The sequence below is a fragment of the Fructobacillus pseudoficulneus genome (assembly GCF_900108455.1).
GTDB classification, from domain to species: Bacteria; Bacillota; Bacilli; order Lactobacillales; family Lactobacillaceae; genus Fructobacillus; species Fructobacillus pseudoficulneus.
In genome coordinates this window covers 44,376-60,181 of sequence record NZ_FNWS01000002.1, presented here as the reverse complement: position 1 = coordinate 60,181, position 15,806 = coordinate 44,376, and the positions used below count along the sequence as shown (strand labels likewise).

Genomic DNA, 15,806 nt, shown 5'->3' with positions numbered 1-15,806 from the left:
TCCTAGATTAATAGTAGAGAGGATGCGGTTTGATGAAAAAAATTGATGGACACCTGCACCTGGTTCAAGTCATTGCAGGCTTAAATGGTAAAGGCCGCTTGAACGCACTTGGCAATGGTGAGGCCATTTGGGATGATGGGACCAAGATCAAGCTGATTCCTGATGGTTGGGGCGATAGTAACTTTACAGTTAATTCGGCCTTAAAGGTCTTAACAGAGAACCAAATTGACAAGGCGGTTTTGCTGCAAGGTAGTTTGAATGGCTATCAAAATTACTATACTTATCAAGCAGTTCAATCCTATCCAGACCGATTTATTGGCGCTTTTGCCGTTGACCCATTTGCGAAAAACTACTTAGAAATTGTGCAGCGCCATGTTGAAGAACTTGGCTTTCGAGCAATTAAATTTGAGATTAGTGAAGGTGGCGGTCTGCATGGCTATCACCAGCCACCGTTTCGATTGGACCAGGATGCCCGGGTCACAAAGATTTTCGATATCATCAGTCAGTATCCAGGTTTTACAGTAGCGATTGATTACGGCGCTGAGGAGCAGGTAAGTCACCAGCCGGAGGCTGTGACGCATTTGGCACAGCGCTATCCTGATTTAGACTTCGTCGTTTGTCACTTATCTTTTCCAAATGTGGACCGCTTAGACTATCTGAAGGCTACCCTCCAACAGTGGCAGCCTTATGCCAACATCTATACGGATATCGCAGCCATTCAGGATATCTTGGGCGAAACTACCTACCCCTTTGTTAAAAGCCAGCAGGTCGTTACTTTGGCCAAAGAGGTTTTGGGCGCCAAACGATTAATCTGGGGAACCGATTCACCATGGTCGGCCACCTTTAATTGTTATGACCACCTTGCAAATTGGTTGGAAGAAAGTCAGATTTTGACGGATGATGAATTAGCAGATGTGCTGTACAATAATGCAGAGAAAGTTTATTTTAAGCCAACGGCTATTGAAGCCGTGCGTCAAAGTAGAGGGAAGTGATTGTATGGGAATCTTTGATGAAATCAAGGCAGATCCAGCCAATGCCATCTATACAAAGCAGGGTTGGAATCCAATTTTTAGTGCACCCAAAACTGCAAAAATTGTTATTATTGGGCAAGCACCCGGGCTTAAAGTTCAACAAAGTGGCATTATGTGGAACGATGCTTCAGGTGACCGGCTGCGAGAATGGCTGGGTGTCTCCAAAGAAGAATTTTATGATTCCGGTGACATTGCGGTGATTCCGATGGACTTTTACTATCCAGGGAAGGCCAAGTCGGGCGATAAGCCACCGCGGAAGGGACAGGCCGAAAAGTGGCATCCACGTTTGCTGGCTGGCATGCCTGACGTCCAATTGACCATTTTGGTTGGTTCATATGCGCAAAAGTATTATTTGGACTTGCCCAAGTCAGCGACGTTGACGGAGACGGTCCGTAACTTTGAACAATTTTGGCCTAAATACCTACCAATTGTGCATCCATCACCACGTAATAACATTTGGTTAAAGAAGAATCCATGGTTCGAAGAAAAAATTGTACCTGATTTGCAGCGCCGAGTTCGGCAAATATTAGCAAAATAAAAGCTAGACAGTAATGTCTAGCTTTTTTATTTCTTCTTATAGAAGGAATAATATCAAAACACTTCCGCTGAGCAAAAAGATTAGGTTGATCGTGGTGAAAACCCAAAAGAAGGACTTAAAAGGCAGAGCGGAATCATTCAGACGAACCTGTCGGTAGGCCAATAAGTTGGCTAACGATGCGATTAGGGTACCAAAGCCACCGATGGAGACGCCAAGGTAAAGCGCGACTTTCCAGCTAGTAAACGGCGCCAGCAGGGCAGCTGCTGGCACATTTGAAAGCAACTGACTACTAATGACGGCGGATAAGAAGGTTTGAACCGGTGTCTTGGTAGCGCTCGTTAGAAAGGATTGGATGGCCGGAATGGTCGTTATCGCGGCAACTAGTACGAAGAAGTTTAGAATTGTGAGAACCACACCATAATCGACAGCCAGGAAAACTTGCCGTTCCAATAAAAGCGCTAAGACTAGAACGGCGGCCAGGCCACACCAGATTGGAAGGAGCCCTAGTAAGGCAATCAGGGCAATCGTCGAACCGAGTGCAATTAGTATTAATCGATTTTTGCTAAGCGGTAAAGTTGGCTTGGTTGAATCAATGATGGATGTTTTTGGTATGAGCAGTGGCCAGATTGCAAGGCTAACCAAGCCAAATAGCAACAGAACGAGTGCGCTTTGTAGGAAAAGAATCAGCGGCCAGTGGTAATAAGTGATGAGGTAAAGATTTTGTGGGTTGCCGATTGGTGAAACGGCTGAACCAAGGTTGGCATAAACGGCAATTAGGGTTGCGGTTAATGGGGTAGAGAGCGAAATCTTCCTTTTAATAGCAAAGAAGAGGGGGAGCAGCGAAAGAATCGCAATATCGTTTGTGACCACCATTGATCCAAAAAAGGCCGCCAAAAGCAGAAAGAGGAATAACTGCCGCTTCGTTTGAGCTTTACTGATGATAACTTCCGCCAGATAGTCAATCAGCTGGCTTTGCTGCCAGAGAGTAACGAGTAGGAGTAGTGTCATCAGCGACAAAATTGTTGACCAACTAATTTGACTGAAAGCAATCTGGCTAAAAATTAGGGCAATTATGGCGAGGCCGGTTGTACTTAACCAGAGGGCGTCGTGAAGCAATTTATTTAGAATTGTTTTAATAAAGTTCATCAATATGCAATCTTTGTGATATTATATATATTAGAAACATTCGTATCAATTTGAAATGCTTCTTTTAGAATTATTCCGATTTTTTCTATTCTAGTATTTAAAAGTTGTTTATAAAGTGTTAGAATTAAGTCAAAGGTATTACAAGAACGTTTCTCTGTAAGAAACAAATGAGGTTTAATATAAAAGAAATAGGCAAACTAACTATGCGTACTAAGCAAATTATGACAAATTATAAAGAACACTACAAGATGTATAAGTCTGGAAAGCAGTGGATCTTTGCGTCATTGGCTGTTTTTAGTATCGGCGCTTTTGCCGCAACGACTCAAAACGTGGCTCATGCTGCTTTAAATCAAGCTGTTGTTGAATCAACTACACAAAGTCAAGCAGCATCTAACAGTCAAAGTCAATCAAATACGGATAGCCAATCAAGCGCATCAACGCAATCCAGCCTATCAACTGCTAACTCAGGTTCAGTGAATGCTGCTGGCCTAGGGGCTGGTGCTGCCCAAAATGATAGTCAGTCAACGAGTAATTCTAACTCAACTAGCACGACAAATAGTACATCAACTGCAACAAGTACGTCTTCATCAACAACGGTACCCGCTAATTCTGATACAGACCGTTCAGGTGTTGTGAATACAAACGTACCAAGTAGTAATTCGAAGACATCAGTGACGGTTAATGTACCGGACCAAGTCCAAAACCCAGACAAGTATAAGACACATCCTGTTGATGTATCAACCTATTCGCAGTTTGTGCAGGCTTGGAACGATCCAACGGTTGATTACATTAACTTGACACAAAACATCACGAACGACACTACGAATCCTAACAGTAGTGGTCTATTAAATCGTCCTAGTTCAACCGGTAGCGTGATTATCAATGGTAACGGTTATACATTGGATTTGGCTGGTGACCAACTTAAAATGGGAACGCTGGGTAATAGCAGTCAAAATGCTACCTTGACGTTGACTAATATTCACCTAGAAAATGGTTATAGCGATAGTAATACGAATAATAGTATCGCCGAGGCGTTTTTGTATACAGATGATGGGTCACATTTGACGATTAATGTTAATAATGTAACCCTTAGTGCTAGCCAGAAAACAGGCTATGATCCCGCTAAGTTTATTTATACTGGCGTTAATTCAGCGATTGTTTTTTCTGGTACCAATGTCATTAACAACACGAATGAAATTGCTCGTGGTGCCTCAAATATTCAATTTGCGAACAACTCGAATTTTACGTTACAACGGACCAAGAATGACTTTGGAAACGCTGCTTTTTGGATGTTCAGTTCGAGTGCTGGTAACACAGGTTATGGCAATTCCATCACAATTGGTGATGGTGCTACTTTGGATATGGAACACTATAGCAACTATAGTGGTAGCGGGAATAACGTTTGCTTAATTTATGAAGGTAGTTATTTGAGTAGCATTACGGCCGGTGACAATGTTTCCTGGACGCAAAAAGGTTTCCGTGGCTTCTTTTGGAGTATCTATGGTTCCTCTACTGGTCAATTTGTTTTTGGTCAAAACTTTAATTTAAATATTGCCTCAACTGATGCGACGGCATCAATCACGTTGATTCGCATGAATGGAAGCCAGTCAATGGTTTTCAACGCTGGGGCTCAAATTAATATTCAAACGAACCATGCATCAGATGCGATTTTTTGGCTTGAAGGTTCGTCAACCGTTAACATTATTTCGCCAAAATCGATTCACTTTGCTCGTTTGAATCCTGATGGAACACCGGGTAACCCAACAACGAACTTCTTGTATGGCGTTGGCCCAATTACAATCACGAATGGGACGATGAAAGTTTGGACCGGAACGGATAACTCTACCAATAATCCTAACGGTAATGGTCAAGAATCCTTCGCCAAGTACACTATAACTGGCTCATATGGTATGGGGTCGAATGGAACCACTACACTGACACGAGCCGATGGCACGACCGTTACGAACCCATCTGACTTATCAAATGGTTACATTCGTGAAATGCAAACACAGTCAATTGGTGTTGGTCAGGTTTACGTCCAGTACAAGGACCAGTACGGTAACAATGTCGGTAGTCCGGTCTTGGTTACCTTGCCTTCAGATGCCTACATTGGTGAATATATTGCGTTAACCAGTGACGACATTATTAACAAGAATATGCCCTCAAACTATATCTGGGCATTGGGTAATCAGCTTCCTGCTGGTGCAAGTAATGGACAAGCAAACCTTGCCGTTGTTCCAATTAATGGTCAAAGCAATACTTACACTGTCTATGTTTATGGTCGGCCTGAAAGTGTTACTTATCAGTATGTTGATAAGAATACTGGTAAGACCTTTGCTGCCGCTAATGCTGGTACAACAGCACCAGTGACAGCTAATTACGGCAATGTAATTGACTGGACAAACAGTTACTATACACAAAATGGTGTTCCCGCAGGTTACCATTTCTCAACGACTGCAACGCAGCCAACGACAACAACAGTTGGTACCAACAATCCAATTGTCCAGTTGTACATTGAAGGAAATAGCCAGCAAGTAACACCAACTTATCAAACTGATGGTGGCCAAACATTAACGCCAAGTTCACCAACAACAATCAACGGTGTTACTGGCCAGACGGTTACGATTCCAATGGCACCATCTGTTGATAATTACGAATTAGACTATGTATTGGTTAACGGTCAGCAAATGGCTGCCGGTGCCAGCTTTACATTGGCTAATGGTACAGACCAAGTGGTTTATGTTTATAAGTCACTGGACGGTGAACGTGATGCAGCAAATACGGCCATTAACAATGCTGCGAATGCTGCGATTGCCCAGATTAAGACATTGTCAAATCTGTCAACAGCTGATCAGGGTACTGCTATCGCTAATGTTCAGAAAGACCAACAGGCTGCTTTAACACAAATTCAGCAGGCGACATCAAAGGATGCCATTACTAATGCACAAAGTACTGGTGTGTTGGCCATTCAACGTGATGCTGCTAGCTCAACAATTGATAATGATGCCAATGCTCAAACGACTCAAGTTCAGGGGATGAGCAATATGTCTCCTGCTGATCAGAAAACTGCACTGCAGAAGATTGCAACTGATCAGGCAAATGCGAAGGCGGATTTGGCAAATGCTGCTACGGCTGCTGACTTGCAGACTAAGGTTAATGCAGCCAACCTGACATTGACCCAAGATGGGTCAAAGGCCGAGTTGGAAGACTATGGTCAGGCTGCTTTACAGCAGATTAACCAGATGCCCGGCTTATCAAAGGATGAACTCGCTCAAGCGGCAACCGATATTAATACGGTCGTTTCTAATGGGCAAAATAACATTAGTACTAAAAGCTTAATTGATGATGTGATTGCAGCTCTTAAGTCAAGTGAGGGTGACGTTAACAACGTTAAAAATGGTTATCAAAACCAAAGCCTGGTGCAGACTCGGACAAATGCGAAGAATGCTTTGGCTCAATTTGCATCCGATGCTAAGGCTAAGATTGAAGCCCTTTCCACATTACTAGCAGCGGACAAGAGCGCTGCTGAAGGTGTGATTGACCAACAGGTTCAAGCAGCTGACAGCAAGATTGATGCGGCCCAAAATACGGCTCAAGTTGCTACTGAACAAATTAACGGTCAAATCGCAATTAGCCAAACGGTTGCGGATTCAACAATCGACAACGATGCGTTGGCTGCTATTAACAAAATTAATGCACTCAATACATTGGATAGTGCCGCCAAGAAAACTGCTGTGACAAATGTGCAAAACGCACAGTCTGCCGCTAAAAGTGCTATTAATGCGGCTACAAATACAAACAATATTACGAGTGCCCAAGTTGCGGGTCAAACTCGTGAAGCACAGTTGGCCAGTGATGCGGCGTTGGATGATGCAGCTTTGCAACAGACAAATATTATTGCCGGCCTAAATAATTTAGGCAATGGACAACAAGCAGCTATCGATAAGGTTAATAGTGACCGTGATAGTTCGAAGGCAAAAGTTGATGCAACAACCACACCAAGCATGGCTCAATCAGAAGAGCAAAACGGTGAATTAGTCATTGCCCGTGATGGTGATGGTACGGTTTTGACGGACTATGCCCAAGGTGCTACGAATAAAATTGCTTCTTTACCAGATTTGACGCCTGACCAAACTAGCCAAGCCAATACTGGTATTAGTACTGCTTTGAAGCAAGGACAAAGTAATATCACTGCTGCTCAGCAGGTTGCTGATGCGGCAACAGCATTAGCAAATGCCAAAGCAGCGATTGATAGTGTGACGAAAACTGCTCAAGGAAACAGTGATTATACGGTCAATACTGCTAGACAAAAGGCTTTAACTGCAATTAACCAGTCTGTAACTGCTGCACAAACTGCTGTACAGGGCTTGAGTCCATTGAGTGACCAGGCAACCCGTCTTGCTCAAATCAAGAGCGATGGGGATGCAGCAATTGCTAAAATTAATGCTGATAAGAACACGGCTGATATTGCAACTGATCAGAATGCTGGTTTGCAAGCAATTACAGCTACGCAAAATGCCGCTACTCTCGAGAGCGCAAAAGAAGGTGCGATTGCTTCAATTACGAAGACTGAACAAACTGTTAATACTACCATTGGACAGTTGCAACCATTAAAGTCAACAGAGATTGCTGCTTATCAACAGCAGATTACTGATGCTGTTAAAGCCGCAACCGATAAAATCAATAGTGAAACAACAGTAGATGCTGTTACTAGTGATCGAGACGCTACAAACGGAAATATTAATACGATTCAAGCCAATGCAACTTTGCAAAATGGTCGTGAAGATGCAGATGCTAAATTGCTTAGCCATGGCCAAACTGCTAAAAATCAAATTGCAGCAATGCCAGGTTTGACAAAGGATCAAATTGACCAGGCAAATACAGCAATTGCCAACGCTGTTAACAATGGTCAAACGGCAATTAATGGTAGTCAAAGTGCCACTGATGTTAATAGTGCTCTTTCAACTGCTGAAGACAATGTCGATGCCGTGACAGCAAATGCACAAAGTCAAAGTAATAGTGCGGTGTCGACCGCTCAGACGAATGCTGCCAACGCCATTGATAAGGCTGCAACCGCAGCTAAGACAGCTATTGACAATATGCAGCCATTATTAGCTACTGAAAAAGCAACCTTTAAAGGACAGGTTGATGCAGCTGCAACTGTAGCTAAGAATAATATTCAAGCTGACAAGACGCTGACAGCAATCACGACTGATCAAACGAACGGTTTGACGGCCATTAGTAACCAACAGGCTGCTGCTACCTTGCAAAATGCCAAGGAAGACAGCGTTAACCAATTGCAAGCCTATGCCCAAGGTGGTCGAGCTTCCTTGAAGAAGTTACCAAATTTGACGAATACTCAGTCAAATCAAGCAACAAACTCGATTACACTGCTGTCACAAATGGAACGACCAACATTAATGCTGCCACGGATTTGGCAGGGGTAACCCGTGCTTTGGTTGTGGCCGAGTTCGCGGTTAACCGTGCGGGTGTTATTGCCATTAACCAGAGTAATGCCGCTTTGATTTCGGCTCGAACAGCTGCTCAAGCAGCAATTAATGCGGTTGCGACAGCCGTTAAGACAACTATTAATAATTTGAGTCCATTGAGTGACCGTCAGACACGATTAAATCAAGTTGATACTAATATTGCTAATGCACAAACTGCTTTGGCAGGCACGAGTTCAACAGCTGATGTGACTGCAGCACAGGGAAGCGCAATTTCGGCGTTGAACGCTGATGCGGCTAACGCTCAGCAAAAGAGTAGTCAAGAAGATGCAATCAGCCGGTTGCAAAATTATGCAACAAATGCTGAAAATGCAATTGCTGCATTGCCAGGTTTGTCAGCTGATAATTTGACAACCGCTAAGACTGCTATTGAAAGTGCCATCACCAATGGTGATACCAATATTCAGGGCGCTACAGAACATGCAGACATGGCGAATGCTTTGACTGCTGCCGAGCAGGTCATTGATACAGCGATGACGACCGCTCAAAATCAAAGCCAGCAAACATTGGCACAAGCTCAGTCAAATGCAGCAGCAGCCATCGATGCTGCCTTAGCTGCTGCTGAACAAAAGTTGAATAATTTATCACTTTCAACGACTGACCAAGCTGCTCAACAAAAGCAGTTGGAAGCTGATGCCGGAAATGCTAAGGTAAGTATTGCTGCGGCTACGAGTTTGGCTGGTGTTACTCAAGCACAGCAAGCTGGTACGCAGGCAATTAACCAGGATATTCTTTTGGCTGAAATTGACAGTTTGCAGACTGAAGCCAAGAAGCGCTTGCAGGCTTATGCAAATCAAGCAAAGCAAACGATTAGCCAATTGCCCGATTTGCCAGGCACTAGCTATACGAATGCCTATAGCGGTATCGATAATTTAGTTTCGATTTGGTCAGGAAATATTTCCAATACAAGGAACTTGGCTGATATGCAGAAAGCACTTTACAGTGGTGGATCAGCCATTAACTTAGTGAGCCTTTCTGCTCAGGCCAATAGCCAAACGATTGTGGACCAAGAACGATCAACGGCACAAGCTGCCATTGATGCTGCTGCAACTACAGCTCGAACGACGATTACGAGTCTGAATCCATTGAGTGATAAGGCTGATCGTCTAAATCAAATCAATACGGATGTTCAAAATGCCTATAATGCTTTGGATAGTGCAACCAATCAAACTGGTTTCACGGCCGCCCAGACTGCAGGAACGACGGCGATTACGAATGACACCGCCGCTGCTCAGTTGAAGTCCGAGCAAGAAAAAGATGATAACGCCTTAACGGCTTATGGTCAGAATGCCAAGGATGCCATCGCAGCGATGCCCGGTTTGAGCCAAGCGCAATTAAGCAAGCGCAAAGCGATATTGACACGGCTGTGTCAACAGGTAAGAACAACATCGATGCAACAACGAGCATCACCGATGCGGATAACGCCTTGACTGCTGGTAAGGCAGCGGTTGATGCTGTGCAAGTCCGTTACCAAAATAGTAGTGATACTGCTATTCAAACGGCCAAGGATGCCGCTAACTCTGCCATCGATGCTGCAGCTCAAAAGGCTCAAGCAACCATTGATGGTTTGACACCATTGTCAGATAAGGCAGCGCGTGAAGCTAAGTTGACACAGGATGTTGCTAGTGCCAAGCAAAAGATTAATCAGGAAACTGCTCCGGCTGCGGTCACTCAAGAACAGACGGATGCCCTTAATATGATTAATGGTGAGATTGCAGCTGCTCAGGTTAAGAGTGCGCAAGACGATGCTACGGCTCGTTTGCGGGCCTATGCTGATAATGCAGAAACCGCTATTACGAACTTGCCGGATTTGCCAGCAGATGACGGAAAGACGGCGAAGACTAATATCGAAGCCGCTGTTCAGGCTGGTAATCAAGCCATCTCAGCTGCTAACAATGTTGCTGATGTGAAGGCTGCCTTGACCAATGAGGAAAAGGTCATTGATGGTATTTCGGCCACAGCCCAGAGTCAGAGTAACCAAGTGGTTGCTGACGCTAAGCAAGATGCCGAGAACGCCATTATTGCCGCAGCAGAAAAGGCTAAGACAGCTATTAGTAATTTGCCTACTTTGTCAGATGATGAGAAGCGGGCTAAGGAAGCCTTAGTTGATCAAGATTCACAAGCTACTCAGACGAATATCAGCAGTTCGACGGATACGGATCAGATTACGCAGGCAAAGCAGGCTGGAATCAATAATATCAATCAGGATGTTTTGAATTCACAGCTTGCCGATGCGCAAAAGGATGCCGTTGCACGACTTGCGGCTTATGCTCAACAAGTCGAACAAACAATTGCTGGCTTGCCTGATTTGAGCCCAGATCAAATTAATCAAGCAAATGCAACGATTGATGACGCTGTTAAGACTTGGACGGCTAAGATTAATCAAACTCAAAGCTTGGCTGATGTGCAAAGCACGTTGGCCGCTGCTGAAAAGGCAATCAATGATACAAGTACAACTGCGCAAGGCCAGAGCCAGCAAACGGTTTTGGATGAAAAAACAGCTGCAGATGCCGTCATTGATACTGCTGCTCAGCAGGCAAAGGCAAATCTTGATAGTTTGTCACCATTGAGTGACCGTGCTGCTCGTGAGCAACAGATTGATGATGATGCAGCCGCCGCTAAAACGGCGATTATGAACGCAACAAATAAGACAGCGATTACTAAGGCGCAAACCGATGGTCAAGCAACGATTGCCACTGATGTGACGAACGCTCAGTTGAAGTCAGCAAAGGAAGCTGCCGATGCTAGTTTGTTGAGTCATGGACAGACTGCTAAGGACGCGATTGCTAAGTTGCCAGATTTGACACCAGATCAAATTGACCAAGCTAATAAAGCAATTGATGCAGCTGTTGCAGCTGGTCAAAACAGTATCGATACAGCTACTGATCAAAACGGTGTCGCAACGGCTTTGCAAAATGGTAAAGCTGCCGTGGATGCTGTGCAAGCTGCTTCTACTACCGATAGTAGTAATACGGTTGCTCGTGAACGGGCGGCTGCTAATACTGCAATCGATACACAGGTTCAGCAGGCGAAGGCTGCTATTGACGGTCTGAATCCATTAAGTGATAAGGCTGCCCGTGAAGCTGCCATTGATGCAGCGGCTCAGGCTGCTTGTCAAAAGATCGCAGCTGACACGAACGCCAATGATATCAACAATGATCGTGATAAGGCTTTGCAAACGATGATTAATGATACGGCCGCTGCTCAGTTGAAGTCTGCTCAAGAAGCAGCGGATGCACAGCTTGTCAGTTACGGTCAAACCGTTAAGGCTGCCATCGCTAAGATAGCAGATTTGACACCTGACCAAGTTCGTCAGGCTGACCAAGCAATTGATGCAGCTGTCACAGCCGGTCAAGGTCAAATTGATGCAGCTACTAGTCAAAATGGTGTCGCAACGGCTTTGCAAAATGGTGAAGCTGCTGTCGATGCCGTTAAGGCCAGCGCACAACAGCAAAGTGACCAGTTTATTGCTAAGTCGAAGAGTGATGCTCAGTCAACGATTGATGGTGCTGGTAATGCAGCTAAGTCAACGATTGATGGTTTGCCAGCTTTGAATGACGGCCACAAGGCTGCCGCTAAGGCTCAGATTGATCAGGATGCCGCTAATGCGAAGAATCAAATTAATCAGGCAACCACTGCCGCTGCAATTAAGCAAGCTTTGAATGATGGCATGGCCGCCATTCAAAAGGATGTTGTCAACGATATTTTGAATAACACCAAGGCAGATGCTGAAAATCAGTTGAATGGCTATGCACAGGCTGCTAAGGATAAGATTGCTCATTTGACCAACCTTACTCCTGAACAAGCAGCCCAAGCCGAACAAGAAATCGATGCCATTGTTGCTCAAGGTCAGCGGGCCATTGCTGCGGCACAAGCTGCACAAGAAGCTGCTCAGACCTTGGCTGCTAATAAGGCAAAGATTGATCAAGTTTTGCAAACTGCTACGAATCAGGTTCTTCCTGAATTGCCAACTACTGCAGCTTCATCAACTCCAGCTGCAACTGTTGGTCAAAAGGCAATCTTGCCAACGACTAGTCGTGTTGATCGTCACCAATATAATCCAGCACTTGTGGCCTTCCTAACGGTTGGCTTGCTTGGATTATTTGCCGATCGGCGTGCTCGCCGAAATGATAAGTAAAATAATCGGGCTGTCTATCCTTGACAGGCAGTTAAAACCTGCTAAACTAAAGGATAGATTAGCCGATGAGCAGGAGAAGGTAAAACTTGGACAGTTAGCGATCTGACGGTTGGTGCAAGTCAGACAAGAGTTTTACCAGAAGACACCTGGAAGGTTGCTGTTAACCCAGCCGTTTATCCGCGTTATGGATAAAAGCGTGTTGTTGCAACACGAAACTAAGGTGGTACCGTGCTCGAAAGCGCCCTTAACAACTTTGCCGATATGGCAAGGCTGTTAGGGGCGTTTTTTATTACTAATCATTGACGACTTTGATAATGGAGGCGACGCAGCAGCGTCGGGTAAAAATATGGGAAAAGCAAATTTTCAACGACCAAAGGGAACTGCCGATTTATTTGAAGAAAATGTTCGCGAATGGCAACGAATTGAACAACAGGCACGCGAAATCTTTTCACGCTATGGTTATGGTGAAATTCGGACACCAATGTTTGAAGCCTTTGATGTTTACGCCCGTTCAGCGGGGGACACTTCTGACGTCGTAACCAAGGAAATGTATGATTTCAATGATAAGGGTGACCGCCACATGGCTTTGCGTCCTGAAGGGACAGCCGGCGTGGTCCGGGCCTATGTTGAAAATAAGCTCTTTGGCCCAGAACATGAAAGCCCTTATAAGACATTTTACATGGGCCCAATGTTCCGTTACGAACGGCCACAAGCAGGTCGTTTCCGTCAATTCCACCAAATTGGTGTTGAAGCCTTTGGCTCAACGGAACCAAGCCTTGATGCTGAAGTGATTACGATGGTAGTCAAATTCTTGGCAGCATTAGGTTTGAAGGATTTGAAGGTCGCCTTGAACACTTTGGGTGATCAAGGGTCACGTCAGGCCTACCGGGACGCCTTGGTAGCCTATTTGCAGCCACACGCTGCTGAATTATCGAAGGATTCACAAACTCGTTTGGAAAAGAATCCTTTGCGAATCTTAGATTCAAAGGATGAAAATGATCAAAAGATTGTGGCCGATGCGCCAACGATTTTTGATTACCTGTCAGATGAATCAAAGGCTCACTTTGAAGCGGTCAAAACCTTCTTAGATGACCTTGGGATTGATTACGAAATTGATCAAACCATGGTTCGTGGTTTGGATTATTATAACGATACAATTTTTGAAGTGATGACGACTGATCCAAACTTGAAGGGTGCTGCTACAATTGCTGGTGGTGGTCGTTATTCTGGCTTGGTCGAAGAATTTGGCGGACCCGAAACACCTGGTATTGGTTTTGGCTTGGGTGTGGAACGACTGATTTCACTGCTACAAGCACAGGGACAAGCTGAAATGAAGCCGGCTGGTCTGGACTTTTACCTGGTTCACATTGGTGACGAAACCCAGGCAAAGACCTTAGAATTAGCTACCGCTTTGCGTGATTTGGGCTATTCGGCTGATTTGGACTTCACCGGTCGTTCTGTTAAGTCACAGTTTAAGACAGCCAACCGTCGTGACGCACGCTTTGTCATTACGTTGGGTGATGAAGAAGTTCAGACCAACAAGGTCCAAGTTAAGGACATGCAAACCGGTCATCAAGCTGATTTGGATTTGGCACAGGTCGCCACTGATGTGGCTGATGTTGTGGCCACTTTGGTAGCAGAGGAGGAAAAGTAATGAAACGAACAACTTATGCAGGTTTAGTTGATGAACAGTACATTGGCCAGACAGTTACTTTGGCTGGTTGGGTGCAAAAGCGTCGTAACTTTGGTGATTTAGTTTTCATTGACCTTCGTGACCGCGAAGGTATCGTTCAATTGACATTTTCCGCTGCTAACCAGGCTGCCCTTGATGTGGCTCAGACTGTTCGTAATGAATACGTTGTCGCCATCGAAGGGGAAGTCGTTGCCCGAGCTGAAGGTCAAGAAAACAAGAAGATTAAGTCGGGTGGTATCGAAGTTAAAGTAACGAAGGCTGAAGTTTTGGCCGAAGCGAAGACGCCAGTCTTTGATATTGAAGACGGTGTCAACGCTGGTGAAGAATTAAAGCTACAGTACCGTTATTTGGACCTGCGCCGTCCAGAAATGCAAAAGAACTTGCGCGTTCGTTCAAAGATTATGGCTTCTGCCACAAACTTTATGGACAACAATGACTTTATCAACATTGAAACGCCTTATTTGGCAAAATCAACGCCTGAAGGAGCCCGTGATTATTTGGTACCATCACGCGTTTATCCTGGTTCTTTTTATGCTTTGCCTCAATCACCACAGCTCTTTAAGCAATTGTTGATGGGCGCTGGCTTTGACCGCTACTTCCAAATCGCACGCTGCTTCCGTGATGAAGACTTGCGTGGCGACCGCCAACCTGAATTTACACAGCTCGACTTGGAAACCTCTTTCATGTCTGCAGCGGAAATCCAGGAATTGGTGAATAACTGGGTCAAGCAGATCATGAAGGACGTCGTTGATTATGATTTGGATACTGACCACATCACGCATTTGACGTGGCAAGAATCAATGGACCGCTTTGGTACAGATAAGCCGGATTTGCGGATTGCTTACGAAATTAAGGACTTGTCTGAAACGGTCAAGGATTCCGATTTTGGTGTCTTTGCGAATGCTGTTAAGGATGGTGGCGTAGTCAAGGCCATCGCCGTGCCAGGTGGGGCCGACCACTATTCACGTAAGGATATCGACAAATTAGGACAGTACATCGAACGCTTTGGTGCTAAGGGCTTGGCCTGGATGAAGGTGACTGACGAAGGCTTGAACGGACCAATCGCTAAGTTCTTCGCCGATGACGCTGCTGAAGCCGTCTTGGCTGTTAGTGGTGCCAAGGCTGGTGATTTGTTGCTCTTCGGTGCTGGCCGTGCCGACGTTGTGGCAGCTTCATTGGACTATTTGCGCCGACAAACTGCCGCTGATTTGGACTTGATTGACCAAGAAAATCCATGGCGTTTTGCCTGGATTGTTGATTGGCCACTGTTTGAATACTCAGAAGACTTTGATCGTTGGATTGCGGCCCACCACCCATTCACGATGCCAAATGAAGAAGACTTGCACTACTTGAATGAAGGGGAAGACCCACACAAGGCCCACGCCCAGTCATATGACTTGGTTTTGAATGGTTATGAATTGGGCTCAGGATCAATCCGTATCCACCGCACTGACATTCAAGAAAAAATGTTGAAGGCGCTTGGCTTTACCAAGGAATCTGCTGAAGAAGCCTTTGGCTTCCTGCTTGAGGGAATGGAATATGGCTTCCCACCAATGGGTGGAATCGCCCTTGGTTTGGATCGCTTGGCGATGCTTTTGGCGGGTCAAGACAACATCCGTGAGGTAATTGCCTTTCCAAAGAACTCAAAGGCGACTGAACCAATGACCGAAGCACCTACACCAGTTGCTGCAACGCAATTGGATGAATTGGGCTTGGAAGTTCCTGAACAGGAAAAAGCTGAAAAAGAGTAAAA

The 15,806-nt window shown here is 45.1% G+C and carries 8 protein-coding genes; 7 read left to right on the top strand and 1 reads right to left on the bottom strand.

Annotation, left to right across the window (positions count from 1 at the left end):
- Window positions 1–32: 32 nt before the first annotated feature.
- Together BLW39_RS02350 and BLW39_RS02345 are read left to right on the top strand one after the other, a co-directional pair.
- Window positions 33–992 carry an amidohydrolase family protein gene (locus BLW39_RS02350; protein WP_059376870.1) on the top strand — a complete coding sequence of 320 codons (960 nt, stop codon included), beginning with the start codon at window positions 33–35 and terminating at the stop codon, window positions 990–992.
- Window positions 993–996: 4 nt separating this feature from the next.
- Complete coding sequence (locus BLW39_RS02345; RefSeq protein ID WP_059376864.1) at window positions 997–1,569, top strand: uracil-DNA glycosylase family protein; 573 nt, start codon at window positions 997–999, stop codon at window positions 1,567–1,569.
- 36 nt (window positions 1,570–1,605) lie between these two features.
- On the opposite strand, the gene BLW39_RS02340 is transcribed toward BLW39_RS02345, so the two are convergent.
- Window positions 1,606–2,715: an SLC13 family permease gene (locus tag BLW39_RS02340; RefSeq protein WP_059376858.1), complete on the bottom strand. Its 1,110-nt coding sequence runs from the start codon at window positions 2,713–2,715 to the stop codon at window positions 1,606–1,608.
- Between the two features lie 203 nt (window positions 2,716–2,918).
- On the opposite strand from BLW39_RS02340, the gene BLW39_RS02335 reads away from it, so the two are divergent.
- The 5 genes from BLW39_RS02335 (at window position 2,919) to aspS (ending at window position 15,804) form a co-directional block, all read left to right on the top strand.
- Entirely contained in the window at window positions 2,919–8,162 is a 5,244-nt protein-coding gene (locus BLW39_RS02335) for a DUF1542 domain-containing protein (protein WP_059376855.1), read from the top strand.
- Complete coding sequence (locus BLW39_RS02330; protein WP_114666316.1) at window positions 8,150–9,652, top strand: hypothetical protein; 1,503 nt, start codon at window positions 8,150–8,152, stop codon at window positions 9,650–9,652. Before BLW39_RS02335 ends, BLW39_RS02330 begins: the two co-directional genes overlap by 13 nt.
- Window positions 9,589–12,360 carry a DUF1542 domain-containing protein gene (locus BLW39_RS02325; protein WP_143404247.1) on the top strand — a complete coding sequence of 924 codons (2,772 nt, stop codon included), beginning with the start codon at window positions 9,589–9,591 and terminating at the stop codon, window positions 12,358–12,360. The genes BLW39_RS02330 and BLW39_RS02325 overlap by 64 nt, the downstream gene beginning before the upstream one ends.
- Before the next feature lie 346 nt (window positions 12,361–12,706).
- Entirely contained in the window at window positions 12,707–14,014 is a 1,308-nt protein-coding gene (gene hisS, locus BLW39_RS02320) for a histidine--tRNA ligase (RefSeq protein WP_059376839.1), read from the top strand.
- Window positions 14,014–15,804: an aspartate--tRNA ligase gene (gene aspS / locus BLW39_RS02315; RefSeq protein WP_059376831.1), complete on the top strand. Its 1,791-nt coding sequence runs from the start codon at window positions 14,014–14,016 to the stop codon at window positions 15,802–15,804. Before hisS ends, aspS begins: the two co-directional genes overlap by 1 nt.
- The last annotated feature ends 2 nt before the right edge of the window (window positions 15,805–15,806 follow it).